A 25,071-nucleotide genomic window follows, 5' to 3' on the forward strand; every position below is an offset into this window, starting at 1 on the left:
TCCCTCGGTTGTACCAAGCTTCATGATAATCGGGTTTAATTTCTAAAGCTCGATCGTAAGATGCGATCGCTTCTGCCCATCTGCCTAAATTACCTAACGCAACCCCTCGGTAGTTCCAAGCTTCATGGTCATCGGGTTTAATTTCTAAAGCTTTGTCGTAAGATGCGATCGCTTCTGCAAATCTGCCTAAATCATCTAACGCAACCCCTCGGTAGTTCCAAGCATCATGGTCATCGGGTTTAATTTCTAAAGCTTTGTCGTAAGAGGCGATCGCTTGTTCGTATTCTTTTCCCATTTGATGAATTAAGCCTTTTTTATGCCACAATTCAGATGTTTGAACAGGATCGAGAGATGGGGAATCGCTTAAATAGGCCTTAATTTCGGCTAACTTTTCCTGTCGTTGTTGGGGAGTAAATTGCTGATAGGTATCGAGATCGCCGTCTAAATAAACCAGTCTTCTAATTTCTCTTTCCAATATGTCCTTATCGGTCGGAAATTCATAAACTCCCGAATACCAATCAAAAAAATCCGACGCACGACGAATAAAATACCGCAAGGCAAATTCCGGCAATAAGAATACTAAAGTAAAGGGAAATTGCCGCTCAAATCGCTCACGGGATAGGTTTAAATAGCCTAAAATCTTAGGAACTCCGGCCCAGGTTCCCCCATAAACCGGACTTTGACTCGACAAGAAATAGCCTTCACTTTCCGCTTCTTCGTAGCGCAGTAGTGCATTTTCTAAACCGCGCACAAAAAGAATGTTTAGATTGGTATAATTTGGTAGATCGACAATTTTCTCATACAAATTATCGGTTTCTGAATCAAGTTGCAGGACTTGAATATTTTTATTAGGTAAATCTTGACTGACTCTCCGAATAATCTCATCAGCTTGCACGGGAGAACAGCGAACAAAGAGTAAATTAAAGCCATTTTTTCGTCTCAGCGATCGCAGTAATGCTTGATAGGATTCTGCTGCTGTTAGGGGTTGCTCTTCTCGCAATCCTTCAAAATCCGATTCCTGAGAGTTAGTTAAGGGTTTTACTTTTTGGTTTGTCATTATTATAATCCTCCCAGTGTGGGTTGGCTGAGGATTGCGTCTTTAAACTCCTTAATTTTGGTAATTAAAGGATGCACATCATACCAACTTTTTAACTCTGCATCTGCATCAAAATAAGCATATTGTAAAATACAACGATTGAATAATAATTTACGATGAGCTTCATCATTTTGAATTTCGTTGGTACGATATACCTTAGCTAGAATTTTCCACTGCTCGTGTTCTACTGTTCTCTGATAGACATCTCTAGCTTGAGTTATTGCTCTTTGAGCAGCTTTTGCGGTAATAGGTAAAGCATCCACATGATCTAAAGCGGTTTGCATTAATAAAATTAGGTTTCGTACATGACCTCCAGTCATTAAACATAATCGCTCCAGAACTTCTTGACTTTCAAAAATATCTGTTTCTAGCTTTTTCTTCGGTAAAAATTGCTGCGTTCTTTTCTCAATAATAGCCTTAATTTTTGCCATACCATCAGGATTAATAGTACGATCAAGATTGCGGATCATAATCATCGGTAAAACCATCGGGTCATTATCATAAATATCCCTTAGATCATTGGCCCGATTAGAATAGGCCATTGAAATAGGTATAGTATAAATCAAATGACAATTTAACCCCTTTAATTGATTAGCTCTATCTAAAAAAATCTCATCATGATTAGTTTTATGATCTCGCCGATATATCGGTACGATGCGATCTAAGTTATCAACAATTACCACTAATTTTGTTGAATCATCTAAGACAGTTTTGCTATTATCAATAAACTCATTTAGTGCTGTTAACAGGGTAACAGTATGAGGATTGATTTTATTTCTTATTTCTTGTCTTTGACTGGGAATTGCCCGAATCGCCGCAGACAATTTACCAAAATATTTAATCAAGTCTCCCGTTTCTAATTTGACATCTTCCACTTTAATCTCTGTTAAAGCTAAATCAATTAAATCCTGCCAACGGGATTTTATCCAGTTTTTTAAGGGGGTTGAATTAGCCTGTTTTAGTTGTTCTAATAAATGGCGCGTACAGGCAATGAGAATATCTGTATATTGAGCATCTTCTGGATCGATATCGTCTTCATCTGCGGCAAAATAAACAACAAAACAATTTTTTTGCTCTAGATATTTTTTCAGCCGCAATAATTCCGTGGATTTCCCCCCTCCTCGATGTCCTGTGTAGAGTTGATGGGTGTAGTCTGTTGGCAGCGCACGAATAATTTTTCTGCCTAAATCTTGACAAACATCAGCATCCGCTCTCACTGCTTTTAGATCCACATAAAAGGGACTATCGGCAGGTAAAGGAACTGGTTTAAAGGCATTAGCAAGATTAGCGATCAATTGTTCAGACATAGGCGACTATAGCTTGATTGATGTCATTATTATAACAATACTTATTGACAAGATGTTATACCAAATCCGCTTTTAATATTACGACTAACTCTCGATCGAACTTCAAAAACCCAGTTATGGATTTTTTCCCCCTACTCCCCACTCCCGATTAAAATTGAATTGCACTCATATCTAGGGATAAAAAGCGATCGAGTCCTAAATACATCCAATAAATAGAGTTTGGGGATTCCTGAATAGTTTTTTGAAATCCCAAGGCGGCGGCTAATTTTTCATAATCGGGATGAATAATCAAAGTATGTAAATCGCAGAGATTAGGAAAATCTAAGGTCATTCTCTGGAGAGTTTTTTGGGCATCTTGCAGGAAGATTAAACGATATTTTTCTAAATAATTAGCATCAATCATCCAACTGCGAATAAATACCGAAAGACAATTTTCATCTCCCACGGATGCCATTTTAAAAGGATCCTGTTCGTTGATCGCACTTAGATGTAAACTCTTGTTAGGAGAGGTAAAAAAATTCGCTTCCGACTCGTTTGCGGTGGGATAGAGCAGATAAAAACCGACGGGATTAAGATTATCTACCCGACGCAAAACTCGCATACCTGTGGTGTAATCTTTTGACCAACCCCGCAACAGACGAGAAATGCGATGGGGAATTGCCTCAGCATTGCGATTCATCCAGTTATAATTGCGTGTCAGCAAGTTAGCCACAGGAATCGCATCACAACGGGGATTAAATTGATCTAATTGCAATTCCACAGATGATTCCGAGCTATCAGGCTCTAAAATCCCCGTAATTGGCTTGATTTTAATTCTGGTTGTGTTGCCGTCAAAAATTTTTTCAATTAAACCAAGGGCTGCTAATTTATCTAACATCATACCCGCCGAGCGTTCGCTGCCCTGGTCCTGATCCTGATAAAATAAATCCGATGCTTGCCGATGGGTACATATAATGGCAGTGGTGGGAAAAATTAACTGGGATAAAGGGGGTTTTGCCTGTCCCTCCTTGGCGATCGCATAAATCCAAAGACGCAGAAAACAAGTGGCACGCACCCGGGTTAATCCCACTCTCCTCACCAAGCGCTCGATCATTTGTTCTTGTTTTTCCCAAGAATACCAAATTTTCAGGTGTTTGCTCTCCATCTTTTCGGTCCTAGATTCTGACAACGATTATACTTGATACTTCACCCCACTTCACCCCACTTCACCCCAGTTCTCAACCCTCCCCCTACTAGATAGCGCTCATTGTTGTTGCACCTCTAGAAGAGACAGAATGGGTGTAGAAACATTTAGGAGACGATTATGAACGATAAAAAATACGGTACTGCTCCCAGTCATACTCAAGCGTGGATTTTTCAAACTTGGTTATCTTTTATTGTCTCTATTTCCGCCACTTCTTTAGGGGTTATTTATCTACCAGTAGATGCGTGGATTAAAGGTTATTTAGGCATGGGTTTACTATTTACCGTCGGTTCCACCATTAATTTATCAAAAACTGTCCGCGATATCGAAGAATCTAAACGCTTAATTAATCGCATTGATGAAGCAAAGTTAGAACGGATATTGAGTCAGTACGATCCCTATAAGGAGTAGTTTTTCCCAGTTATTGGTTATCAGGTTTTTCGATTATTCTCACTCTTTTTACTTGCTTAGGAGAGTTTATATGCTATTCACAACTAATCTAATCAGTGTGACCAAAGGAATAATTTCTCTTTTACAAAATCCCGGTAATACGATGTCTGTATATGATATTGAAGATGGCTTAAAAGAGAGTTGGTTACAGCGATTATCTTTACAATATGTTAAAAGCGATCGAGCTACCGCCCAAATGATTGCCCAAAGATATCTAGCCGCTAGTCCCTGTTTAGAAACCCTGCTAAAACTCCCAGAAGATTCCCTAGGTTATCATTATGCTACTCACCTAATTAGTCTCAATTTTGATCCTAATTTTTATCGGTCTATTCAGGTCAATTCTGATACAGATTATCTGCTGCTTCGCCTACGGCAAACTCACGATATCTGGCATATAGTCACGGGTTTTGGTGTCGATGGCATGGGAGAATTGCAACTGAAAGCTTTTGAATTAAGTCAAACTCGTCGCCCTCTAGCTATTGTCATAATTTTAGGGGGATTATTGGGAGCTTTATTTTCTTCGCCACTTTCCTTACATTCTCTCTGGGAAGAGATTGTCATCGCCTATAATTTGGGCAAAAATACTCGACCTTTTTTAGCGCAAAAATGGGAACTAGCTTGGGAGAAACCCCTGCTAGTTTGGCGGCAAGAATTGGCGATTGTCCACTCGAACCTAGGAAATTAATTTTGCTGGACTACTTAAGTAAGTGGTTATAATTAAATTGAGGATGGATTTTGTCTTTGATCCCCCCTTAATCCTAGGGTTTATTCATAGTAGGGTTGATTCATGAATCAACCCTACCCTTAATCCCCCCTTAATCCCCCCTTGATAAGGGGGGCATATGATAATTTTTAACGCCTCCCTACTTAGAATAATCGACTAAACCGAATAAATCCCGATTAATCGGACAAAATAAGGCAATTTGCCCATTCAGGGGTCAGAGGACAGAAAAATTCTCAGACTATCGGGAAAAAGTGACAGGGGAAAAATTTTTCTGGACTGGAGTAGCCAAAAAATCCCAGTCCGGGTAAAATTGATTATCGATCGATTGTGTGAGGAGTCCGACCCCCATGACCAATAAACACACAGCAAGGCTGCTGGGTAGTTACCTGCAGCGCCTGCCTGCTCATAGCTGGCTCATCCTAGTTTTTTGGGCTTTGATTATCGCTCCAGTCCAAGCTGCTGTCGAATTACGCATTGCCATCAGTAAAGGTGTTAGCGCCGTCTCCGTGGGTAGTTCCACCGATGCTGTGGTGAAAGATGGGGCCGGGAGAGTCCTAGGAGAATTAACCGCCATGAATGCCCTCAATGCTAATCCCAGAGGAAAAGCGGTGGGTTTGGCCGATTGGCAGGCCAGTCAATTGATCATCGAACCGGAGAATGATGGTTACGTCTGGATTAATGATCGCTGGTATCGAGGACGCACAAGGATCATTCGGCAAGGTTCTGGGGTGACAGCCCTAAATTTAGTCGATTTAGAGGAATATCTCTATAGTGTCGTCGGTGCGGAGGCGATTCCCTCCTGGCCGCAAGAGGCCTTAAAAGCCCAATCTGTGGCGGCGCGTACCTATGCCCTCTACCAAATGAATACTTCTGGTAATCGCATCTACGATCTAGATACTACCACCCGCACCCAAGTTTATAAGGGTCTAGAAAGCGAGTTTACTAGCACCCACGAGGCGGTTAATGCCACCGCCGGACAAATTATGAGTTTCAACGGCAAACCGATTCTAGCGGTGTTTCACTCCTCCTCCGGGGGCCATACGGAAAATGTCGAGGATGTTTGGAATTCCCCCTTACCCTACCTGCGCGGTGTCGTCGATTACGACCAAGTCGCCCCGGTATTCCAATGGTCAAAAAACTTTAGCGCCGGGGAATTAGGCCGTTTAATTGGTGGTGTTGGTCGTGTGCGATCGCTATCTCCCGAAAGAACCACTCCCCACGGACGAGTGATTAGAATGCGTATAGTGGGCGATCAAGGCTCTAAATTAATCTCTGATACCCAATTACGGCGATTCCTCGAGCTGCGTAGTACCCTATTCACGATTTCAGCTAATAACGGTACTTTTGCCATTAATGGTCGCGGTTTCGGTCATGGGATCGGTTTAAGTCAATGGGGCGCTTTTTCCCTCGCTGACCAAGGAGTGACTTATGACCGGATTCTCGGCCATTATTATCAAAATGCTCGTTTGACTGAAATGCCCAATTAAAAAGGCTGTCAGCCGTTTCCAGTAAACTGATCACTGATAACTGATAACTGATTGTGAGATAATGTCTAATCTCACTTGTAATTTTTGACTTGCATGACCATCGTTACCGAAGCCTTAACCGAGTTGGAACCAGTCATAAAAACTACCTTTACCGTTGAGGAAATTCGCCAACTACTGCCCCATCGTTATCCCTTTGCCCTAGTTGATCGGATTATTGACTATGTACCCAGTAAAAAAGCCGTTGGCTTAAAAAATGTCACGATCAACGAGCCTTTTTTCCCCGGTCATATTCCCAGTCGTCCCTTGATGCCGGGGGTGTTAATTGTTGAATCCATGGCCCAAGTGGGGGGGGTGATTTTGACCCAATTACCCGGGATGAAAGGGAAATTTTTTGCCTTCGCTGGCATTGATAAAACCCGTTTTCGTCGTCCTGTGGTGCCGGGGGATCAACTAATCATGACGGTGGAATTATTATCCTTCAAGATGAATAAAATTGCTAAAATGCAAGGGGAAGCAAGAGTCGATGGGCAATTGGCCGCCCAGGGCGAAATGATGTTTTCCGTCTTTGATTGACCTATGAATTTTGATCGAGATCGTCTCCGACAAGAACTAAATTTATTTGCTATTCTAGGGGCTTTTATTACCAATATTTTCGCTAATATTTTTCCTCTCAAGGGCGAAAATATCGGGGCTATCTCGAATACAGTTTTTCAAGATGTCTTAATTGTTCCCGCTAATTATGCTTTTGCGATCTGGGGATTAATTTATCTGGGTTTAATTAGTCTGGGAATTTACCAAGCTTTGGCTTTCAATAAAACTGAACCGCGTTTGCGTCGGTTAGGCTACGAATTAGCCATCGCTAGTGCTTGTCAGATTCTCTGGGTAATTCTCTTTCAATTGCGTTTTTTTACCCTGTCTTTACTGGCAATGCTAGGCATTTTAATTCCTCTCATCCGGCTTTATCTTCGCTTAGAAATTAATCGCTTGATTGTCAATCGTAAACAGGGTTTATTAGTTAATGCTCCTATTAGTATTTATTTCGCTTGGATTACCGTAGCCACGATTGTCAACGTCGCTTCGCTGCTAGATTGGAGCGACTGGCAGCGATGGGGTCTAACTGACCAGATATGGACGGTAATAATCCTGGTTATCGGGGCGATAATCGCGATTTTAGTCGGTTTAAAAAGAAAAGATCGGGCTTTTATCGGGGTGTTTATCTGGGCCTTCTTGGCGATCGCTGTTAAACAGATTTCTCTGCCTCTAATTGCAATAACAGCGATTATATTAGCGATTACCCTAACTTTTCTGGTTTTTCGTGGCAATTTTCGCCCTCTGAGTCGTTAAGATGCCGGATTACAGCGAATTTCGACGATAAAGCCATCGGGATCGTAGAAGTAAACCCCTCTCCCAGTCGGCCGGGTTACGGGTCCACTAGCAATAGTAATTCCCTGACTTTGTAGCACTTCTAGGGCAAAATCGAAGCATTCCGGGGCAATATCGAAGGCTAAATGGTTGGCACGGGTAAAAGCGATTTCGGGATTGTCGTCGGGAGGGTTTAAATCTGGTTCCCAAAATAGGTCAATTACTGTACCATCGGGGGTGATAAAATTGGCCACTTTTCCCTGGGCAACTAATTCTTTTAAGGTACTGGGAATTTTTTCCCCCACTAATTCCTCTAATCCTAATATTTCCCCATAAAAATGACGAGAGGCATCCATATCTTTGACGTTGAAAGCGATATGATGGACTTTTCGCAGTTGACCGATTTTGAGTTTTTTCGCAGTTACGAAAGGGCTAATAGTCATTTTAGTTAGGGTTTGCGGCAAAAAGTTTGTTGGTGGGGTGTGGGGTGTGGGGTGTGGGGTGTGGGGAGAACAAATAAAAATAATCTCCTGACGACGGGCGACTTAAGAGTTAATTTTTTGCAATAATTGTCGAATGGATTCTGCATCTTGAGCGTTGGGTAGGAGAGCGAGATAGAAGCCTAAATCCTGTTGCGCTTGGCTGAGTTGTCCAATTTGATAGTAAACTAAACCTCGATCGCGCAGCTCTAGGGGATGATTAGGAATGAGCAAAAGTAGTAGATCTATTGTCCGAATTGTCTGAGACCATTGTTGACGATTCAGGTAAATATATTTTAAATTAGTCAACAAACGTAACAAAATTTGCTGATTGGTAGCAATATTGAGAAAATGTTCTTCTAATTTAACTGGCTGTTGATAAACTTGACTTAATCTTTCTTGACAGTCCTGTTTAAATAGGATTTCACCACCGTGAAAGGGATCGACAAAAATTTCTACTTCCTCGAAATCGGGACGGATAATAAAATGCCCAGGCATACCAATTCCTACCATAGGAAAATCGATCTGTTTGGCAATCTCTAAATAGATAATCGAGAGAGTGAGCGGAATACCCGTGCGGCGATCAATTACGTCATTTAAGTAGCTATTGCGGGGGTCATAGTATTCTTGGGTATTACCGGTAAACTGTAAATCTTCAAACAAATATTGATTGATAACCTTGACTATTTTTAAAGGATATAATCTATCGGGTAGGCGTTTTTTTACCTCGTCAGCCATTAAGTTTATCCTATTTAAATAGTGATCAATCTTGAGACGGGGATATTCAAAATTGGCTATTTGTAGAGCTGCCCGAGCTAGATTTATCTCGGAGTCAGGATGTTGAATTGTTTCGATGAAAGCTTGGTATAAGAGTTCAAGGGTCATTAGAAAAGGGTATTAATCAGATTATCAACTATTTTAACCGATCCTTCTGGTTTTATCGCTTCTCTTTTCTGAATCAGCATTAAAGATTCAGCGATTTAGATGAGCTTTCTCCGGAGGAGTAACGAGAAATCTTGTCAAGGTCTAGATTAACCACTGCTTTTTCTAAAGGGATCGTGCGACAATTTTTAGATTGATCCTGCACTTGATAAACTAATTGATTTGTCCAATCTAAAGCAGTTAACCAACCACTTTGGGGATGATAAACCCCAGTTTCAATGTCTAGCCAACCGCTGCCGCGAGCTAGTTGCCCCGGTTTGACATCGGGAAAGGTAAAGGTTAAAGTATGACCTGTGATAATTAGTTTATCCTTGAAATAGGGTTGGGTCATGGTATGAAATTCGTTTCTAATCCAACAAAACTGCTCGTTTGTTTGCTGTTCAAGGGGATATTCTGGGTGTACTCCCGCGTGAACTAACCAAATATCTCCTAGGTCTAAATAAGCGGGTAGGGATTGGAACCAATTGATATGATCGGCGGGTATATTGTTATTATAACTTAGTAGTGTCGCCGCCCCGCCACTCTCGATCCAACCGTTTAACCATCTTTCAGAAACTTCTTTTCCTGCCAGAGCTTTTAAGAGCATATATTCATGATTTCCTAGGAGACATTGGTAGTTATTTTTGATGACAAAATCCACCACTTCCAAGCTCTGCTCTCCTCGATCGATTAAATCCCCCAGAAAATAAACCTCATCCTCACTATCGGGATCAACTCGGTTTAATAGTCGCAAAAGTGCCTGAAAATTACCATGCACATCTCCGATAATAATACGACGCGGTTCTTGAGTTTGTTTCCCTATTTTTCTAAAAAACATACACCCCTCTCTAATCGCTGACAAGACTAAAATTGCTACTCTTTTATTGCTAAAAAGGTAGTTTTTATAAGGTCTTAATTTTATTATAGGACAAAGCTTTTCCTCTGACAGTCACTTTCTCCCAAGAACTCCGGCAGAAAGGCAGTAATTGTTTTGTAAAGTATTTTTGCAATCTCTGGACAGAGAGCGGGCGGGTTATGGTATTATTTTTTTACGATCAGTTTTTATACAATTGGATGTAAGCATCTGTGCTTATACGCAAAGATTCCCATTATATAAAAAAGTATCTCAAAAAAATGCTCCTTTGTCAAGCACTATCAAAAAAAAAGTTTTTTTTTGAGATTATAATAAAAAAAAATTAGTTTTCTGCTGCTATGATAACCCTAATTAACGCTAGAATTCCCGCCCATCAGGATCGACAACAAATAGAGATAAATGCTGCGGGAAAGATCGAGAGAATCACGGAGATGGGGGGAAGGAAAAAAGGGGAAAAGATTATCGATATGGAAGGAGATTGGCTATCCTTAGGAGGAGTAGATTTACAGATCAACGGAGGATTAGGATTAGCATTTCCTGACTTAGAAATAACAGATCTAGAAAAGTTAGATAAGATTAGCGATTATCTTGGGAATCAAGGAATTGATGGTTATCTTCCCACCCTAGTCACCACGTCTGTGGAGAAATTTCAAAAATCCCTCTCAGTAATTGCCAAATATATCGAGAAACAGCAACAGGAAAATCGAGCGAGCGCGCAGGTTTTAGGAGTACATTTAGAGGGACCATTTTTAAACTATGAAAAAAGGGGGGCGCATCCGGGACAATATCTTTTAATCCCAAGTATAGAAACAGTAGATAAAATCTTTGGAGACTACTTATCGATTGTAAAAATTATCACCCTAGCCCCAGAATTAGATAGTAGCGGTACGGTGATTAAATACTTAAGCGATCGAGGGATTACCGTCAGTTTAGGACATTCGCAAGCGAGTCAAGAAATAGCAAAAGAAGCCTTTTTCCAGGGGGCAAAAATGGTTACTCATGCCTTCAATGCCATGCCTCCTTTACATCATCGTCAACCGGGTTTATTAGGGGAAGCAATTATCAATTGCGATGTGTATTGTGGGTTAATTGCCGATGGTCAACACATCCATCCAACCATGATAGAATTATTACTAAAAGCCAGTAATTATCATCGAGGAATTTTCTTAGTTAGTGATGCTTTAGCGCCGATTGGTTTAGGGGATGGTGTCTATCCCTGGGACGAGAGAGAAATTGAAGTTAAACAGGGAACAGCAAGACTTTTTGACGGTACTTTAGCGGGAACGACCTTACCCTTATTACAAGGAGTAGCCAATTTAGTTAACTGGGGAATATGTGATTTAGAAACGGCGATTCTTCTAGCGACAGAATCCCCCAGAAAAGCGATCGGATTAGCGGGTTTATCGGTGGGACAACCTGCAAACTTTTTGCGCTGGCAATCGGCATCAAATTGGGAAAGATTGGATTTCCGCCAGCATTTTGGCCTCTAACTGTTGAATGAGGGTATCGAGATCGACTTCGAGGCGATCAAAACATTCAGGAGGGGAAAGATCGGGTTGAAAATAAATCAATTTTACCTGACCATCACCGATAGCAACTATAGCCACTTCTTCCCTGGGATTATAGCGATAGATAATCCCAAGCATCTCTTGAATTTTGCAATTAACCTTGCGATTTAATTTCTCTAGAGCCTCCCTAGAACAACAGACAAAATGGGGCTGGGGTTTAAGATCGATGCCCAAGGTTTCTTGAGCATCTTCTCCCCATTCCGAGAGTAAACCCCACATTAAACTGGCTAATTCCCGTTGATTTTCTTGCACAAATTGATCTAATTGATAGCGCCATTGATTAGCGGGATCATCGGGGATTGGTTGTTCAAATCTCATCATTAGCCTCTTTTCAGTTATCAGTCATCAGTCATCAGTTATCAGTCATCAGTTATCAGTTATCAGTTATCAGTCCTTGATAAGGGGTGTGCCGATCCCCCCTGCCCCCCTTGATAAGGGGGGTGCCGATAGGCGGGGGGATCCCCCTTAATAAGGGGGGAAAGCTGACAATTTTTAACACCTACCTACTTAACGACGGTATTCATCACCGCAATCACCGATTAACTGCAATAAATCCCGGGATTTTTGCAAGACATGATCAATTTTTTGATAGTCTTGGGGAGATAATTGAAAATCGAAAATACGGGCATTTTCTTGGATATGTTCAGCAACACCCAAACGCGCCCCGATAATTGCCCCGGCTACGGCTTTTTGTTCGAGAACGTAACGCACTGCCACATTAGGAATGGTGACATGATAGGAATCAGCGATCGCTTTAAGAACAGTTAATAATTCTTGGAATAATTGCCAGTTTCCCCAAGCATTGATCATGTTTTTATATTTCCGTAAACTAGCGGTATTGAGACTCATGGCATTGGGTTCGGGATGACCGAGATATTTTGCCCCTAATAAGCCTCCTGCTAGAGTACCATAGGCGAGGAGATAGATGTTATGTTCTTGGCAAAATTGCGCCATTTTGACGAGGGGACGGCGATCAATCAGGGAAAACTGGACTTGATTGGAGACTATTTTAATCCCGGCGCTGAGAATAATTTTTAAATGTTCCGTGTCGAAATTAGTCAAAGCCAGGTGTTTAATTTTGCCTTCCTGTTGTAATTCTCCTAAAAAATATAAGGCATCTAGATAATTTTTATCGCGATAATCCCACCAGTGAAACTGCAATAAATCGAGACTGTCCACATCCATGCGACGCAGGGAAATAGCGATATTTTTTGCGACTATTTCCTTAGTCATTTTACCCGGACGGGGAACCCATTTAGTGAAAGCTTGCAGATTATTTAAGGCATCAATGCCCCTTTGAGCGACTAATTGACGACGAAATTCACCGATAAAATCTTCGGCTGGACCGTAATGATCGGCCAGATCCCAAGTGGTGAAACCGGCATCTAGATAGGAGAACATACTAGAGATCGCTTTTTGCGGTGCGATCGAACCATGGGCGCCTGAAACCTGCCACATTCCGTTCAAAATACGGCAAATTTCCAGATCGGGGGTAAACTGTAAGCGACGAGATTCGGACATGGGGACTTTTCAGTGTTGCCAAAGGCACGGCGTAGCCGTCCAGTAAACAGTAAACAGTAATCAGTGAAAAGACAGCAGAAAACTGCCATTGAATACTGCTCACTTAATATTCTATTCTCCTACTGACCACTGATCACCGATTACTGATTCAAGACAGATCGATCGTCCCTGTCCAGAAAAACGCGGCAAAGGGGAAGACCTTCACAAAAATCTCCCCCTGTTTAGGTTTTTGCTGCCCAATTTTTGCCCGGTTAATATTCCACTTCCAATCGCGCTGCGGTGACAGCATCAAAAGCGAAAGCGAGAACTATAGGCATGGGACAAGCGAGGGTGATACAGAGAATTAAAGCTGTCAGAGTCAATCCGATCGCCACTCCTAACCAAAGTTTTTCGGCAGGGGATAGACCTTTTTGGCGCTTAATGTTTTGTAACACTTTGGTGGGAATTGGTTCTGGCATCACGGCATTGGGAGGGAATGCCCAATAATTACTGTAGCGTTCGAGAAATAGCTCTGTCCAGCCGTTTTCTTGACACCATTCTTGAATCCATGGTTCGTGAAAGTGTTTCATTGCTTCCCTGTTAACTTTTTCCAGTGATTACTATAAACATCTCCTGATGTGAATTTCATCCTAGCAAAGCTATCTTAAGGGTCGATCGGATTCAATAAAACTTAATATATGAGTAGTCGGTGGGTAAAATGTATTCTAAGATACAGTGCCAGCGAACGACCAGAACGAACCACAAAGACACAAAGGACACAAAGATCGATCGCTCCCATATAAGTTAAACCGATCACACAAAGGGAAATAATTGTTAAGTAGCTGGTTATAATTAAATTAAAAATGGGTTTGAGGTTCGATCCCCCCTGCCCCCCTTGATAAGGGGGGGTGCCGATAGGCGGGGGGATCTGAAAGTTTTTAATGCCTACCTACTTAAAAAATTTCGGTTCTTGATTCGGTACAGATTGCCTGTAATTTTTGGTCCCAAGTATCGAGGGGAAGGGTATCGAGATAGGCAAAGTCAAAGACAATCCCGATCGAGGGGATAGCTTGCCATTCGGGGGAATGTAGGAGACGATCAAAATAACCTCCCCCGTAACCTAAGCGATAACCTTGGCGATCGCAAGCGACGGCGGGAATTAACAGTAAGTCCACTTCGGCAGGTAAAATGAGAGGTGCGATCGCTGTTGGTTCATAGATGCCATAACGATTTAATTCTAGGGGATCATCGGCAGTCCAACAGTGCCAAGTCAGGCTATCTCCGTCACAACGGGGAAAACCCCAGCGATGGTGTTGGGAAAATAAGGAACTTAAATCCGGCTCTTGACGATAACTGAAGTAAGCGAGAATGGTTTTAGCGTGTTGAAAGAGGGGTAAAGATTGTAAATTTTTGCAAAGTTGCTGACTATTTTCTTGCCAAATATGCTTAGGAAGCGATCGTCTTTGGGCAATTAGTTGTTTGCGTAATTGGGCTTTTTTGGTAGCAGAATCCATAAAATAAAGATAAATAGGAGAGTAAGTAGCTGGTTATAATTAAATTGAAGATGGATCCCCCCTTAATCCCCCCTTAATAAGGGGGGTGTCGATCCCCCCTTAATCCCCCCTTGATAAGGGGGGTGTCGATCCCCCCTTAATCCCCCCTTGATAAGGGGGGCATCTGACAGTTTTTAACACCTAACTACTTAGTAAGAACGATGCTAAATCTATTTAACTCGCTTTTTGGGCGTTATAACGAGAATATCAAGGCCAATGTCGAAATTTACACCTGGGCAACTTGTCCCTACTGTATTCGGGCCAAATGGTTGCTGGGTTGGAAAGGGGTAAAATACACCGAATACAAGATCGATGGGGATGAAAGCGCTCGTCAAGCCATGGCCGAACGGTCCAACGGTAAACGCAGTGTACCACAGATTTTTATTAATAATGAACATATCGGTGGTTGTGATGATTTGTATGCTTTGGATGGTCAGAAAAAATTAGATAATTTACTGGCTAAATGTGGGACTATCTAAAGTCTATTGATGAAAAAGCCTATGAGAAACATCGGCAATGGATGCAGTTAGCTTTAAATTTAGCGGCAACTGCGGGGGATCGGGGTGATGTGCCGGTGGGAGCGGTTATCGTGGATAAACAGGGACATTTAATCGCTCAAGGGGCTAATTGCAAGGAAAAACACCATGATCCCACCGCTCACGCTGAAATTCTGGCGATTCGTGCCGCTAGTCAGGTTTTAGGCAATTGGCACTTAAATGATTGTACCCTCTACGTCACCCTCGAACCCTGTCCCATGTGTGCTGGGGCAATTATTCAGGCTAGGCTAGGATTATTAGTGTACGGTGCTGACGATCCCAAAACAGGAGTTATCCGCACTGTGGCTAATTTTATTGATAGTCCTTTTTCTAACCATCGTTTACCGGTAATTGCGGGAATTTTAGCCAAGGAATCGGGGGAATTATTACAAACATGGTTTGAGAAAAAAAGAAATGTTTAAAGAAGTCAGGGAGATAGGAGTCAATAAGCTGTAATGCCTCTTAGCTTAAAACCCCACACCCGACACCGCACACCCTGCCTCTAGAAAAAACTTTTTCAGCAAACCCTAATTAAAGCAATAGTTAAATCCTGATAAAAATCCTCCTGTTTTAACTCCACTTTTGATTGAGAAGCCAGTAAAAGTAAAGCCCAAAAAATCGCCACCTTTTCCTGTGTTGCCGAGTGACTAGAGGGTTTTTCCGCTTGCCATAAATCTAATAAATACTCAAACTCTATCTCATTTTTCTCTAATTGAAAAAACTTTCTCTGCAAAAAAAAGTCCAGTTCCGCTGCCAATTCCGTCAGGTTTTCTTGGTGGGCTAATTCCGTGATAATTTGTACCGCTTCCCGTCGGGATTGGGGCCGGGGTTTCGGGACAACTACAGGCAGTTTCGGTAAAGCTTCAATCTCTAGGGCAATCTGTTGTAATTGAGTGATTAACTCCTGCAAAGTTACCCGTCTTTTTCGCGGTGGTGGGGCAGCAGTACGACGGCGAATATGATTTTCTAGATAACGGGGTAAAGTTCTTAATTCCCGTTCTAAATCGCTAATTTCCTCATCAATCAGACTTTCTTCTTGCTGTTCCAAAGACAATCTTTCTAGGGTATCAGCCTTAAATAAAACTAACATGGAAGCCCATAAAAAAGCCTGTCCCGATTGGGGTAAATTAGCTTGGGCCATGGCTAAATCTAGATCATTTAATAACCCCAATTCCGCCAAAAAGCGATCGATCACATCAATAACCTGCACATCCCAGGGGTCAATTTCTCCCTGTTCCGCCATTTCTAAAAGAGAGGCGATCGCATCACTGGCCGAGGTGATAGTCATGATTGTAGAATCTTGTAGGATCTCAAAGGATAGAATTTAGCAAGCAAAACCATGGACATATCGATCGCTGACCTGCGCTTGGACTACAATCTCGAAGAATTGCTAGAGTCAGAAACATCTGCCGATCCTTTCATTGTATTTAAACAATGGCTAGAACGGGCGGTATCTTCGGGAAGATTGGAACCCAACGCTATGACTTTAGCCACTATTTCCCCGGAGGGTAAACCCCGGGCCCGCATGGTACTGTTAAAAGACTTCGATCCTCGCGGTTTTGTTCTCTTTACCAACTACCAAAGCGCCAAAGGACAGGAATTAATCGCCAATCCCAATGCGGCCCTAGTGTTTTGGTGGGGAGAATTGCAACGGCAAATTAGGATTGAGGGAACTGTAGAAAAAATCAGCGAGGAGGAATCGGATAATTACTTTTTTGTCCGTCCCTGGGAATCTCGTTTAGGGGCCTGGGCCTCCAATCAAAGTGAAGTGATTTCCGGGCGGTATATCCTCGAAAAACGCCTAGCAGAACTAAAAGAAGAATATGCGGGTCGTGAAGTTCCCCGTCCTCCTCATTGGGGCGGATTTCGCCTAATTCCTAGTTTAATCGAGTTCTGGCAAGGTCGCCCCAGTCGTCTCCATGATCGTCTCTGTTATTATCGTCAAGAAGATGGCAGTTGGCAAAGGCAACGTTTAGCTCCTTAGTTTGATCTTGACACCTTGTATTGGCAAAATAGCTCGATGCTAATTCAATTTGTCATTTTAGTCTTGAGATAATATTAGGTCGATTTCTTTTCCCAACCCGCGCTTACCTTAGCGATCGGGTTGGGCCATTATATCAATTGGAGAAAGGCAATCCCTCAGCCCTAAAGTTTCAGAAAAACGATAGAATTGAAAGGGTTTTGGTTTGCATCTTTCAAAAATAACTAGAGAATTAATATGAATGTTGGACTTCGAGAAACCTTAGAAGCATTGCGGGTTGAACTGAGTAAATCTATTTTAGCCTCTGAGGGTGAGCAGATTCGCTTTGAAGTGGGTGAAATTGAATTAGAGGTTCAATTTGTGGTTGAGCAGTCGAAAGAAGGCAAAGGTGGGCTGAAATTTTGGGTAGTAGAAATGGGTGGGGGTGTCACCAATAAAGATACGATAACCCATAGAATTAAAATTCCTTTAAATTTTTGCCAATAGTGGATAAGAGATATACAATAAAAGAGGTGATCACCCCAAAAGAATCTTTTCTAAAGAGGTAATCAATTAATGAGCGATAACAAAAATAATGTTGGTGCTAGTGTTGTGGCTATTCTGACTGTGGCTGCGGGTATTCTGACTGCGGCTGCACCAGTTATTGTTGCGGTGACTGAACTAATATCTGTACTTAAGCCATCGCCTGATCCTTCTCCCAAAGCAGAACCCCAGAAAACAAACGTTTCTCCTCGTCAAGTTCCCTCGGAGTCTCAACCGTCAAAAGTTACGTTTTCCTGTGGAGAAAGTGAATACAATGGGAAAAGTTTTCCTGCAACAATTGCAACCGGTGATGAATCGATTCCAATTATTCTTTGGAAGCTAGATAATAATCATTTTGGTGATAATTGGCCACCGCTAAAAAGGTGTGAGGAAGTTTCTCGGCGATTCCAAAGAATTTATAATCGTGATGGCTTAAAATATTTAGTTGCCACATTAGAAACCTGGGTTCCCAATAAGGAAGTGCCTGTAATCTGTGCTGTTAAATCAGAAAATTCAGTTTGCCATGAGAAGGATTTATTAATTACTTTAGAATCGAAAGATAACCCTGATGATGTTCTAAAAGAGCTATTAAATCGCCACAAATTACCTAGTCAAGAGCCTCCTGTTTTAAGGGGAGAAACACCGCCTAAGACTTTTGCGGAAGGAAAACGAGTTTTTTATGATATTTCTTCAATTATTCCTTCACCAAAATCTAAAAAGAATACCGAAAAAAGTTTGGAAAAACCTGCTTGGTAAAAATAATTCTGAATTTTATTACTCATTCAAATATATTTGAAAATTTTCTGTGGGAAATTATGAAACTCCATAAATTGACAAGCCTTGTCTTTGTTTCTATTTGTATCGCTATATCATTGCCATTTGGATGTTCTTTGACGTTGGCACAGACGACAAAGGAAATGCAAGCGATTGTGAAGAAACCATTACCTTATTTTGCGGCTGCAAAAACTGGCGACATGACAGGCTCAACTATTGACACAAATAATCCTGAGACTATTAAGCTTATTGAAGAAGGAATTAAACGCGCAGAGTATAAATTATCTGTGTATAAAAAATATTCCAAGGATAGTTATCCAGACCCTCAGCATTATCAAGGCAAACGAATGATAAGTGATTTAATTCAAGAAGCCAACGAACGATTATGTGATTATAATATTAGGCTTGCGGATTTGATAACAAGAGATAAAGAAATTGTAAAATATTGTGGCGATTACTTTAAAGTATTTAACAAAGAATATGCTGCACAATTCAAAAATGATCCATTAGCAGAAGAACCAAATAATATTATAATGGGCTATCCAGAAAAAGAGATAATAATGACGAAATCTTTATATAAACTTAAAGAAAAAAAGTCAGGAATTCAAAAAAATAGAGAATTAATTCAAGGATTAAAAAATGGGCTTAAGACTCAATTAAACTCACTAAAAGAAACTGGCTACTTATATGGGGGAATCCATACTTTAACCATTGGGGAATTAGTTGCAGTAATTAATGATCTCAATTTGATGTTGGCTAGTCATACTAATTCTGTTGATGATTATAAGTCCGCTTTAAATGACTTTAACTTTATGAAGGATAAATATGCGAAATATCTCATGAGAACATTTAGATATGATTCAGATTCATCATTAGCCAAAGAAGGGGCAATGTTAGCTGGAATCGGTCGTCTTCATGAAGCTGAAAGCAAATTTGATCAATCATTTGAAAATCTTCCTTTTGAGTCTTTATCTCGTCTTAAGGATTATGAAAATGTTTTAATCAAGCAAAAGAAATATGAAAAAGCACTAGAAATATCTGATTTGGGACGTTCTCTCAATCTGCTCCGTAATTGGGGTGATTTCGCTCTTTCAGAAGAACAAAGACAAGAACAGTTAAAAAATGAACCCAGAATGACTATTGATGACTTTAAAAAGATAGCAAAAGTCAAAAATATAACCATTGTCGAATACTCATTACATGAAGATGATAAACTTTTAATCTGGGTAGTTACTCCTGATAGCAATGTTTATTTTCGCCAGGTAAATTTATCTAACAAGACAGCGAAAATAGCATTTAACCAAGATAACCTATCGTCAGTTTTATCTATTGAGCGGAATTTTCTCAATTTATTCATTTTTAATTTTATAGTTACAATATTTGTTTTACTGATTTTTGCCAAATCTCAAAATAAAAAATTAGCGATTCTTTTTTGGGGAGTAATTTTAGTTTTAAATACTGTTGGGTGTCAGAACCAAGAACAATCACAATTTGGTCAATCTCAAATTGACAACATTCCCTCTCTAAAAGATTTAATTCAAGTTAATTATGGACTAATTAATCAAGAAAATGGAAGAACAGACATACCCCAAATTATTACTTCTTTGTCAAATAAATATTGTCAAAAATCTATTGAATGTTTACAAAAATTAAATCAAGTATTAATTGAACCAATAGCAGATATATTGCCAATAAATCCTGATGATCATGTGGTATTTATTCCAGATAGTCAATTATTGAAAGTTCCCTTTGCTGCCTTAAGAGATACTCAAGGGAAATACTTGATCGAAAAACATACTATCTATTATGCGCCTTCAATAAAAATTTTAAAAATGCTTCATAATGAGGCTTATTCAAAAGTATCAAATAGTCAGCAAGATGCTGTTATCGTAGGCAATCCTATCATGCCGACCATTAAATTACCTGCCATTGATGAAAGCAGCAGTGAAATTCGTAATATTAAACCTCAAAAACTTGGGCAGTTAAAAGGAACAGAAAATGAAGCTAGGGAAATTGCCAAGATTTATCAAACAGAACCTTTAATTGGAAAAGATGCGACAGGAGAAGTTGTCCTTAAAAAAATGCAGAATGCCGACATTATTCATATTGCCACTCATGGATTTTATACTTCTAGGGGAGTCTCAGTATTAGCGTTAACTCCTACTCGCCCTTCCTGTGTAGAAGATGTCCCCATGGATTGCGACTTCTATAATTTAGAAGATGGTTTTTTGGACTTAGTTTTTAGTCCTACCACTTTCAAGGCAAAATTAGTCGTTTTAAGTGCTTGTGAAACAGGTTTAGCTGGATTGGGTAATTCTAGTTTCATTAATGAATTTATGAAAAAAGGAGTGCCTAGTATTGTAGTCTCTTTGTGGAAAATTCCTGACTCACCATCTGACGAGTTAATGATCAATTTTCATAAAAATCTTCAAAATGATCCAGACAAAGCCAAAGCATTACGGCAAGCAATGTTAAACACTATGAAAAAACATGAAAATCCTGGCTTATGGTCTGCTTTCGTTTTATTTGGAGAAGCAGAAAAACCAACTAATGCTTTAGATTAATCAATTTAGTCCCTTTAATCCTTCCTTTGGGTGGGAGGTTGCCTTAAGAGAAGTGTATCAAAGTATTAAGGATGTTAGTCGGTGGCGGAAATAATTCCTCTTATGATGTATAATTCTAGACCATAGCGGATAAGGTATTCAACCGCTCTAAAAACCTAGCTATCTAATCGATAGGCGCACCTTGAAAACTAGAGTTATAGGGTTCCATAAAGGATTGCTTTTATGGGTAAAAGCTCTAAGCATCAAGTACCAGAGAAACCAATTATTTTAGAGGTTTTGAACTGTATCGTAGGGCATACGAGAACAGGCTTCTGTAATGGAGCGAAAGTCTGAGGAGAGACTCGCCTCTGGGTTAGATACCGCAAGGGGTCTGATTTAAGCGAACTCGTTGAGCCAGAAATTCCAATCAGTGATGATAGAAGAATCCACGTCCGTTCACGGCGCGGAGTATGTCAACGGAAGTGTTACCCGAAACCCTTAGAAATTGCCAGAACGATTGGGTCTGAATACCTGCGTGCAGAGGCATTAAAAGCATTAACAGCCACATTAACCCCTGCTAATGTTGACTTATCTTTCTGGCAAGATGTCCTTCAGGCTTTGGGTACTCTCACTCGTCCTAAATTCCTCAAAACGGTTCCCAACTTAGCGCCTTTAATCCTTCATTTTGGGGGGGAGGTCGCTTTAAGAGAAGTGTATCAAAGTATTAGGGATGTTAGTCGCTGGTGGCGGTGATTGCCCTGTCAATAATTGCTATAATAGCTAAAATGGTCATAATGGCTAGTTTCTATAAAGGTTAGTTATGAAAACATTAGGAGCCTCAGAAGCAAAAAATCGCTTTGGCGAACTGTTAGACTTGGCTCGAAGAGAACCAGTAAAGATAGCAAAAAAGGGACGTAATGTTGCAGTCGTGCTGTCAATCGAGGAATTTGAGAGATTTTCCGAGTTAGAAAATCAACTTTTGGCTTTACAGGCAGAAAAAGCTCATCAAGAAGGTTTTATCGGAACAACAGAAAGTGAGGCTTTACTGTCAGAAATTTTAAATGCTTAAGATTAACCTATCTCGACAGGCAACTAAACGCTTAAAAAAACTGCCAGATAAACACGCCAAACAAGTAGCCACAAAAATAACCGAACTGAGAACAAATCCCTATCCCCAAGATTCTCTAAAGTTAAAAGGATACTCTTATCATAGAGCCGATATTGGTGAATATCGAATCGTTTATCGTGTTGAGGAGCAAACACTAGAAATCTTGCTGATTGACAAACGAAACGATGATGAAATTTATAAACAACTAAAGAGAACAATATAGAGAATCTTAATTATCAACCATCAATTAATTAGCGATATTATTCCTGCTAAAATCAAGAAAAACAAATTATCTTTAAACACTCATGAGCATTAATGTAACATTTCCCGAAGAACTTCTCATTGCCGCCAGAGAAGAAAAAGAAACATTCTCTCGTAAAGTCATAATTTATACATTAGGGCATCTTTATCAAGAAGGAAAAATTTCAGCAGGAATCGGCGCACAAGTATTAGGATGCGATAAATATACATTTTATACACTTCTCTCTGAGTATGGTTTTTCCATTATTGATTACACAGCAGAAGAATGGGAATCAGAAATACAAACCAGCCGTAAATTAGCCAAAAAAATCAAAGAGAATAAAGATAATTGTTAATTCTACACCGATCATCGCCTTATCTTTGATTAATCAATTAGATCTTCTTAATCAGCTATTTAATGAAGTGATTATTCCTTGGGCAGTTTATCAAGAAATTGTCATCACCAGAAACGATAAACCGGGGGCAAAAGAACTCAAAAATGCCAATTGGATTCAAGTTCAAGAAGTTGCATCATCATCTCCTCTTGAACCGCTATTACTAGGATTAGATCGAGGAGAATTAGAAGTTATTCTCTTGGCAATTTCAATCAAACCAGACTGGGTAATTATAGATGAGAAATTAGCAAGAAGAGTTGCCAAAGCTATGGAATTAACCGTCAAAGGAACATTAGGAATTCTCTTGGTTGGTTTTTATGCAGGTTATCTATCTAAACAAGAAATTTTAGATTTATCACAACAGTTAGTTGATTATGGAATTCGTATTAGTTCTCCGATTCTTAATTGGCTAAAAACAGAATTAGACAATGATCATTAATACCAAATCAATGCAAAATAAACTACCATGAAACAACTAATCGTACACATTCGTGACCAAGAAAAAGCAGAAACACTCTCTAAAATTTTAACTGCTTTAGATTTTGTTGACTCTGTAGAAATCATCGAAGATCAAACAACATTATCTGATAACGAGCAAGAATTCTTTGCCCTGGCAGGATTGTGGGAAGACAGGGATATTACCCCTAAATCTATCCGTGAAGCAGCATGGCGAGAAGAAAAACGATGATTTTATTAAAAGTTTAGAACGCTATGAGCCGTCGAATGAATGACCCATCCACATTTCATTGGCGATCGCATTTCTCCCCATCTTTCCACACTCCCTACGCAATCGCAAAAATCCGATAAAATAGTGAATAAGTGACATCCATCAATACAATTTATTACAAAAAATAATTTCTAAGTAATAAAATCATGGCTCAATTACAAACCCTAATGCCTATACTACAAGAATTTCGCCAAGAATTAGCAAAGTTTTATGGAAAACGGTTAGTAAAACTCATCCTTTTTGGTTCACAAGCGCGGGGTAACGCCAATGAGGACTCAGATATTGATATTATGGTCGTATTAAAGGGGCCCATTTCCCCTGGAGATGAAGTGATTCGGATGGCAGACATCGCTACTCAACTAGACCTTAAATATAATACCTTCATTTCTTTGATTCCCATCGCCGATGAAGACTTTGTTCATCGACAAACCCCATTAATGGACAATATTCGCCGAGAAGGGATTGTCCTGTGAACCAAATTTCGTCCTATATCAATCAAGCTAATGAAGAATTAGAAGCGGCCACCCTATTACTTGAAAAAAATTATTATCGTGCTTGTATTTCTCGTTGCTATTATGCCATTTATTGTACAGTCCAAGCTCTGTTAATAGTTAAAAATATCAATACTCGCAGTCATCGAGGGGTACGACAGCAATTTTCTCAACATTTTATTCAAACAGGTGAATTATCATTAGAACTATCAAAAGCATTAAGAATTACCTATGATTTACGACAATTAGGAGATTATGATCAAGTTATTGAAATAACTAGGGAACAAACAAAAATTGCCTTAGAATATGCCACAGTATTTGTAGAACAAGCAAGCCACTGGCTTAATACACATTAGTTTAGTATAAAGAGATATAGCAATTCTCTGACTCATGAGGTACAGTAGCAACAGTGAGTAAACCAATTGCGAATATCTTTTTGAGTAACTTCTAACATAGCTAATTCAATCCCTTCTATTAAGTCTTTGTAAGTTCTCGCCTTCAGTTTTCTTAATATCGCTTTGACTTTTGAGCAAAAGTTTTCAATAGGAGAGAATTCGGGAGAATAAGGAGGTAAATAGATGAGTCTAGCTTTTTCTTGTTCAATTATTTCTCTGACCATTTCTCCGAGATGAATCTTGGCGTTATCCATGAGCAGACAGTCTCCTTCTTTAATTTTTGGCAGCACTTCCTTCAGAATAAATCCTTCAAATGTTACCGCATCCACTGCACCGTATATGTTGACTGATACCACAACTTTTTCTAAGCTTATAGCACTAATTATTGAAATATTTTTCCCTCTTTTTTGTGGTTTTCTTCCCCGAGCTCTTTGGCCAATTAAGGCTCTAGTATAGAGTCTCAAAAGGGCTAAATTTACCCCCGATTTATCGATAAAAATTAGTTTTGATACCTCAATTTTTCGCACTTAGAACCAGTATTCTACTCTTTTTTGCTGCACCCTTTCACTTTCTTTTTCCGCCGCGTGTAGTGTTTTTTTTGAAACTGTAATTGAGTTTTTGCGTAAGCCGCCCCAGGGTGGCTCTACTGACTTTCACCTGTGTCTTTTTATACAGTAAGTCCGATAATTCTTCGAGAGTTGCATCATTGTTAGATTCGATGATTTCTATTAAAATTATCAGTTGTTCACTATTTAACTTGGTTGGCGGACTTCCCCCTTGTGGACGAGGACGGATATCTCCTGTTTCTTTATGTTGCTTCAATAACTTCTGAATAAAGCTTTTAGCCACGTCAAA

Annotated in this window: 30 protein-coding genes and 1 pseudogene; 19 read left to right on the forward strand and 12 right to left on the reverse strand. The window is 40.0% G+C overall.

Translation table 11 applies throughout. The annotated features are described in order from the left end of the window. The 3 genes from IM496_RS02280 to IM496_RS02290 all read right to left on the reverse strand — a co-directional run. Positions 1-1,057 (reverse strand): tetratricopeptide repeat protein (locus IM496_RS02280; RefSeq protein WP_287661125.1); only part of this gene is annotated, 1,057 nt, incomplete at its 3' end. A 2-nt stretch (positions 1,058-1,059) separates the two neighbouring features. Next, positions 1,060-2,403 carry a P-loop NTPase fold protein gene (locus IM496_RS02285; protein WP_287661127.1) on the reverse strand — a complete coding sequence of 448 codons (1,344 nt, stop codon included), beginning with the start codon at positions 2,401-2,403 and terminating at the stop codon, positions 1,060-1,062. A gap of 148 nt (positions 2,404-2,551) precedes the next feature. Then, positions 2,552-3,547, reverse strand: coding sequence for a hypothetical protein (locus IM496_RS02290; RefSeq protein WP_287661129.1), 996 nt, complete (start codon positions 3,545-3,547; stop codon positions 2,552-2,554). A 159-nt stretch (positions 3,548-3,706) separates the two neighbouring features. On the opposite strand from IM496_RS02290, the gene IM496_RS02295 reads away from it, so the two are divergent. The 5 genes from IM496_RS02295 to IM496_RS02315 all read left to right on the forward strand — a co-directional run bounded on the left by IM496_RS02295 (position 3,707) and on the right by IM496_RS02315 (position 7,591). Further along, entirely contained in the window at positions 3,707-3,997 is a 291-nt protein-coding gene (locus tag IM496_RS02295; protein WP_008203804.1) for a YiaA/YiaB family inner membrane protein, read from the forward strand. Positions 3,998-4,067: 70 nt separating this feature from the next. Continuing rightward, positions 4,068-4,721 (forward strand): Coq4 family protein, encoded by a 654-nt coding sequence (locus IM496_RS02300; protein ID WP_194017788.1) that lies wholly within the window; start codon positions 4,068-4,070, stop codon positions 4,719-4,721. 386 nt (positions 4,722-5,107) lie between these two features. Beyond that, on the forward strand, positions 5,108-6,247 hold the full coding sequence (locus IM496_RS02305; protein ID WP_002778111.1) for a SpoIID/LytB domain-containing protein: 1,140 nt from the start codon (positions 5,108-5,110) through the stop codon (positions 6,245-6,247). Positions 6,248-6,340: 93 nt separating this feature from the next. Beyond that, positions 6,341-6,820, forward strand: a complete 480-nt coding sequence (fabZ, locus tag IM496_RS02310; protein ID WP_194017790.1) for a 3-hydroxyacyl-ACP dehydratase FabZ — start codon at positions 6,341-6,343, stop codon at positions 6,818-6,820. A gap of 3 nt (positions 6,821-6,823) precedes the next feature. Next, the gene (locus IM496_RS02315) at positions 6,824-7,591 is read left to right on the forward strand and encodes a TspO-related membrane protein (RefSeq protein WP_194017792.1); all 768 of its coding nucleotides are present in this window, start codon (positions 6,824-6,826) and stop codon (positions 7,589-7,591) included. On the opposite strand, the gene IM496_RS02320 is transcribed toward IM496_RS02315, so the two are convergent. The 3 genes from IM496_RS02320 to IM496_RS02330 form a co-directional block, all read right to left on the reverse strand. Next, positions 7,588-8,052, reverse strand: coding sequence for a VOC family protein (locus tag IM496_RS02320; protein ID WP_194017794.1), 465 nt, complete (start codon positions 8,050-8,052; stop codon positions 7,588-7,590). The genes IM496_RS02315 and IM496_RS02320 overlap by 4 nt on opposite strands. Positions 8,053-8,154: 102 nt before the next feature. Further along, positions 8,155-8,973 carry a SirB1 family protein gene (locus IM496_RS02325; protein WP_287661132.1) on the reverse strand — a complete coding sequence of 273 codons (819 nt, stop codon included), beginning with the start codon at positions 8,971-8,973 and terminating at the stop codon, positions 8,155-8,157. 79 nt (positions 8,974-9,052) lie between these two features. Next, positions 9,053-9,847: a metallophosphoesterase family protein gene (locus tag IM496_RS02330; RefSeq protein ID WP_287661134.1), complete on the reverse strand. Its 795-nt coding sequence runs from the start codon at positions 9,845-9,847 to the stop codon at positions 9,053-9,055. A 374-nt stretch (positions 9,848-10,221) separates the two neighbouring features. Here IM496_RS02330 and nagA point away from each other — a divergent pair, with 374 nt between their 5' ends. Then, positions 10,222-11,373, forward strand: coding sequence for an N-acetylglucosamine-6-phosphate deacetylase (gene nagA / locus IM496_RS02335; protein WP_287661135.1), 1,152 nt, complete (start codon positions 10,222-10,224; stop codon positions 11,371-11,373). Here nagA and ccmS read toward each other — a convergent pair. The 4 genes from ccmS to IM496_RS02355 form a co-directional block, all read right to left on the reverse strand. Then, entirely contained in the window at positions 11,329-11,769 is a 441-nt protein-coding gene (gene ccmS, locus IM496_RS02340; RefSeq protein WP_194014707.1) for a beta-carboxysome assembly chaperone CcmS, read from the reverse strand. The genes nagA and ccmS overlap by 45 nt on opposite strands. Positions 11,770-11,958: 189 nt before the next feature. Beyond that, complete coding sequence (locus IM496_RS02345; protein ID WP_194014667.1) at positions 11,959-12,972, reverse strand: aldo/keto reductase; 1,014 nt, start codon at positions 12,970-12,972, stop codon at positions 11,959-11,961. 251 nt (positions 12,973-13,223) lie between these two features. Then, positions 13,224-13,541, reverse strand: coding sequence for a slr1957 family protein (locus tag IM496_RS02350; protein WP_002762345.1), 318 nt, complete (start codon positions 13,539-13,541; stop codon positions 13,224-13,226). Between the two features lie 363 nt (positions 13,542-13,904). Next, complete coding sequence (locus IM496_RS02355) at positions 13,905-14,465, reverse strand: 5-formyltetrahydrofolate cyclo-ligase (protein ID WP_104398380.1); 561 nt, start codon at positions 14,463-14,465, stop codon at positions 13,905-13,907. Positions 14,466-14,665: 200 nt separating this feature from the next. On the opposite strand from IM496_RS02355, the gene grxC reads away from it, so the two are divergent. Continuing rightward, on the forward strand, positions 14,666-14,983 hold the full coding sequence (gene grxC / locus IM496_RS02360) for a glutaredoxin 3 (protein ID WP_002751734.1): 318 nt from the start codon (positions 14,666-14,668) through the stop codon (positions 14,981-14,983). Continuing rightward, positions 14,968-15,462: a tRNA adenosine(34) deaminase TadA gene (gene tadA, locus IM496_RS02365; protein WP_123229874.1), complete on the forward strand. Its 495-nt coding sequence runs from the start codon at positions 14,968-14,970 to the stop codon at positions 15,460-15,462. Before grxC ends, tadA begins: the two co-directional genes overlap by 16 nt. A 95-nt stretch (positions 15,463-15,557) precedes the next feature. Here the strand turns inward: tadA and IM496_RS02370 are convergent, their stop codons facing one another. Then, a complete protein-coding gene (locus IM496_RS02370; RefSeq protein WP_149974056.1) occupies positions 15,558-16,328 on the reverse strand; it encodes a segregation/condensation protein A in 771 nt (256 codons plus the stop codon). Between the two features lie 51 nt (positions 16,329-16,379). Between IM496_RS02370 and pdxH the strand changes: the two genes are divergently transcribed. The 11 genes from pdxH to IM496_RS02425 all read left to right on the forward strand — a co-directional run bounded on the left by pdxH (position 16,380) and on the right by IM496_RS02425 (position 24,177). Then, the gene (gene pdxH, locus IM496_RS02375) at positions 16,380-17,024 is read left to right on the forward strand and encodes a pyridoxamine 5'-phosphate oxidase (RefSeq protein WP_130756486.1); all 645 of its coding nucleotides are present in this window, start codon (positions 16,380-16,382) and stop codon (positions 17,022-17,024) included. A gap of 228 nt (positions 17,025-17,252) precedes the next feature. Then, positions 17,253-17,507 (forward strand): trypco2 family protein, encoded by a 255-nt coding sequence (locus IM496_RS02380; protein ID WP_190722501.1) that lies wholly within the window; start codon positions 17,253-17,255, stop codon positions 17,505-17,507. A gap of 69 nt (positions 17,508-17,576) precedes the next feature. Then, the gene (locus IM496_RS02385; RefSeq protein ID WP_287661137.1) at positions 17,577-18,299 is read left to right on the forward strand and encodes a COP23 domain-containing protein; all 723 of its coding nucleotides are present in this window, start codon (positions 17,577-17,579) and stop codon (positions 18,297-18,299) included. A 59-nt stretch (positions 18,300-18,358) separates the two neighbouring features. Further along, entirely contained in the window at positions 18,359-20,881 is a 2,523-nt protein-coding gene (locus IM496_RS02390) for a CHAT domain-containing protein (protein ID WP_287661138.1), read from the forward strand. Between the two features lie 799 nt (positions 20,882-21,680). Beyond that, positions 21,681-21,929 carry a type II toxin-antitoxin system Phd/YefM family antitoxin gene (locus tag IM496_RS02395; protein ID WP_002739617.1) on the forward strand — a complete coding sequence of 83 codons (249 nt, stop codon included), beginning with the start codon at positions 21,681-21,683 and terminating at the stop codon, positions 21,927-21,929. Continuing rightward, positions 21,922-22,191: a type II toxin-antitoxin system RelE family toxin gene (locus IM496_RS02400; RefSeq protein WP_002739840.1), complete on the forward strand. Its 270-nt coding sequence runs from the start codon at positions 21,922-21,924 to the stop codon at positions 22,189-22,191. The genes IM496_RS02395 and IM496_RS02400 overlap by 8 nt, the downstream gene beginning before the upstream one ends. A gap of 82 nt (positions 22,192-22,273) precedes the next feature. Continuing rightward, the gene (locus IM496_RS02405; protein WP_287661139.1) at positions 22,274-22,564 is read left to right on the forward strand and encodes a UPF0175 family protein; all 291 of its coding nucleotides are present in this window, start codon (positions 22,274-22,276) and stop codon (positions 22,562-22,564) included. Continuing rightward, positions 22,548-23,042 carry a PIN domain-containing protein gene (locus IM496_RS02410; protein ID WP_353737618.1) on the forward strand — a complete coding sequence of 165 codons (495 nt, stop codon included), beginning with the start codon at positions 22,548-22,550 and terminating at the stop codon, positions 23,040-23,042. Before IM496_RS02405 ends, IM496_RS02410 begins: the two co-directional genes overlap by 17 nt. A gap of 27 nt (positions 23,043-23,069) precedes the next feature. Continuing rightward, positions 23,070-23,291 carry a hypothetical protein gene (locus tag IM496_RS02415; protein WP_194014699.1) on the forward strand — a complete coding sequence of 74 codons (222 nt, stop codon included), beginning with the start codon at positions 23,070-23,072 and terminating at the stop codon, positions 23,289-23,291. Positions 23,292-23,476: 185 nt separating this feature from the next. Further along, on the forward strand, positions 23,477-23,803 hold the full coding sequence (locus IM496_RS02420; RefSeq protein ID WP_002740269.1) for a nucleotidyltransferase domain-containing protein: 327 nt from the start codon (positions 23,477-23,479) through the stop codon (positions 23,801-23,803). Then, entirely contained in the window at positions 23,800-24,177 is a 378-nt protein-coding gene (locus IM496_RS02425; protein ID WP_002739474.1) for a HEPN domain-containing protein, read from the forward strand. Before IM496_RS02420 ends, IM496_RS02425 begins: the two co-directional genes overlap by 4 nt. Positions 24,178-24,209: 32 nt before the next feature. Here the strand turns inward: IM496_RS02425 and IM496_RS02430 are convergent. Beyond that, positions 24,210-25,071: pseudogene (locus tag IM496_RS02430) on the reverse strand (IS630 family transposase); the annotation flags it as partial.

Source organism: Microcystis sp. M049S2, from assembly GCF_020245625.1.
Taxonomy (GTDB): Bacteria; Cyanobacteriota; Cyanobacteriia; order Cyanobacteriales; family Microcystaceae; genus Microcystis; species Microcystis ichthyoblabe_A.

Bases quoted from the DNA above. Each gene is read 5' to 3' on its own strand.
- IM496_RS02320 (WP_194017794.1), bottom strand. From the start codon at position 8,052: ATGACTATTAGCCCTTTCGTAACTGCGAAAAAACTCAAAATCGGTCAA.
- IM496_RS02295 (WP_008203804.1), top strand. From the start codon at position 3,707: ATGAACGATAAAAAATACGGTACTGCTCCCAGTCATACTCAAGCGTGG.
- pdxH (WP_130756486.1), top strand. From the start codon at position 16,380: ATGGACATATCGATCGCTGACCTGCGCTTGGACTACAATCTCGAAGAA.
- IM496_RS02370 (WP_149974056.1), bottom strand. From the start codon at position 16,328: ATGACTATCACCTCGGCCAGTGATGCGATCGCCTCTCTTTTAGAAATG.
- IM496_RS02285 (WP_287661127.1), bottom strand. From the start codon at position 2,403: ATGTCTGAACAATTGATCGCTAATCTTGCTAATGCCTTTAAACCAGTT.
- IM496_RS02400 (WP_002739840.1), top strand. From the start codon at position 21,922: ATGCTTAAGATTAACCTATCTCGACAGGCAACTAAACGCTTAAAAAAA.
- IM496_RS02350 (WP_002762345.1), bottom strand. From the start codon at position 13,541: ATGAAACACTTTCACGAACCATGGATTCAAGAATGGTGTCAAGAAAAC.
- IM496_RS02315 (WP_194017792.1), top strand. From the start codon at position 6,824: ATGAATTTTGATCGAGATCGTCTCCGACAAGAACTAAATTTATTTGCT.
- nagA (WP_287661135.1), top strand. From the start codon at position 10,222: ATGATAACCCTAATTAACGCTAGAATTCCCGCCCATCAGGATCGACAA.
- IM496_RS02355 (WP_104398380.1), bottom strand. From the start codon at position 14,465: ATGGATTCTGCTACCAAAAAAGCCCAATTACGCAAACAACTAATTGCC.
- IM496_RS02305 (WP_002778111.1), top strand. From the start codon at position 5,108: ATGACCAATAAACACACAGCAAGGCTGCTGGGTAGTTACCTGCAGCGC.
- tadA (WP_123229874.1), top strand. From the start codon at position 14,968: ATGTGGGACTATCTAAAGTCTATTGATGAAAAAGCCTATGAGAAACAT.
- IM496_RS02385 (WP_287661137.1), top strand. From the start codon at position 17,577: ATGAGCGATAACAAAAATAATGTTGGTGCTAGTGTTGTGGCTATTCTG.
- fabZ (WP_194017790.1), top strand. From the start codon at position 6,341: ATGACCATCGTTACCGAAGCCTTAACCGAGTTGGAACCAGTCATAAAA.
- IM496_RS02415 (WP_194014699.1), top strand. From the start codon at position 23,070: ATGAAACAACTAATCGTACACATTCGTGACCAAGAAAAAGCAGAAACA.
- IM496_RS02290 (WP_287661129.1), bottom strand. From the start codon at position 3,547: ATGGAGAGCAAACACCTGAAAATTTGGTATTCTTGGGAAAAACAAGAA.
- IM496_RS02420 (WP_002740269.1), top strand. From the start codon at position 23,477: ATGGCTCAATTACAAACCCTAATGCCTATACTACAAGAATTTCGCCAA.
- ccmS (WP_194014707.1), bottom strand. From the start codon at position 11,769: ATGAGATTTGAACAACCAATCCCCGATGATCCCGCTAATCAATGGCGC.
- IM496_RS02345 (WP_194014667.1), bottom strand. From the start codon at position 12,972: ATGTCCGAATCTCGTCGCTTACAGTTTACCCCCGATCTGGAAATTTGC.
- IM496_RS02330 (WP_287661134.1), bottom strand. From the start codon at position 9,847: ATGTTTTTTAGAAAAATAGGGAAACAAACTCAAGAACCGCGTCGTATT.
- IM496_RS02300 (WP_194017788.1), top strand. From the start codon at position 4,068: ATGCTATTCACAACTAATCTAATCAGTGTGACCAAAGGAATAATTTCT.
- IM496_RS02405 (WP_287661139.1), top strand. From the start codon at position 22,274: ATGAGCATTAATGTAACATTTCCCGAAGAACTTCTCATTGCCGCCAGA.
- grxC (WP_002751734.1), top strand. From the start codon at position 14,666: ATGCTAAATCTATTTAACTCGCTTTTTGGGCGTTATAACGAGAATATC.
- IM496_RS02395 (WP_002739617.1), top strand. From the start codon at position 21,681: ATGAAAACATTAGGAGCCTCAGAAGCAAAAAATCGCTTTGGCGAACTG.
- IM496_RS02325 (WP_287661132.1), bottom strand. From the start codon at position 8,973: ATGACCCTTGAACTCTTATACCAAGCTTTCATCGAAACAATTCAACAT.
- IM496_RS02390 (WP_287661138.1), top strand. From the start codon at position 18,359: ATGAAACTCCATAAATTGACAAGCCTTGTCTTTGTTTCTATTTGTATC.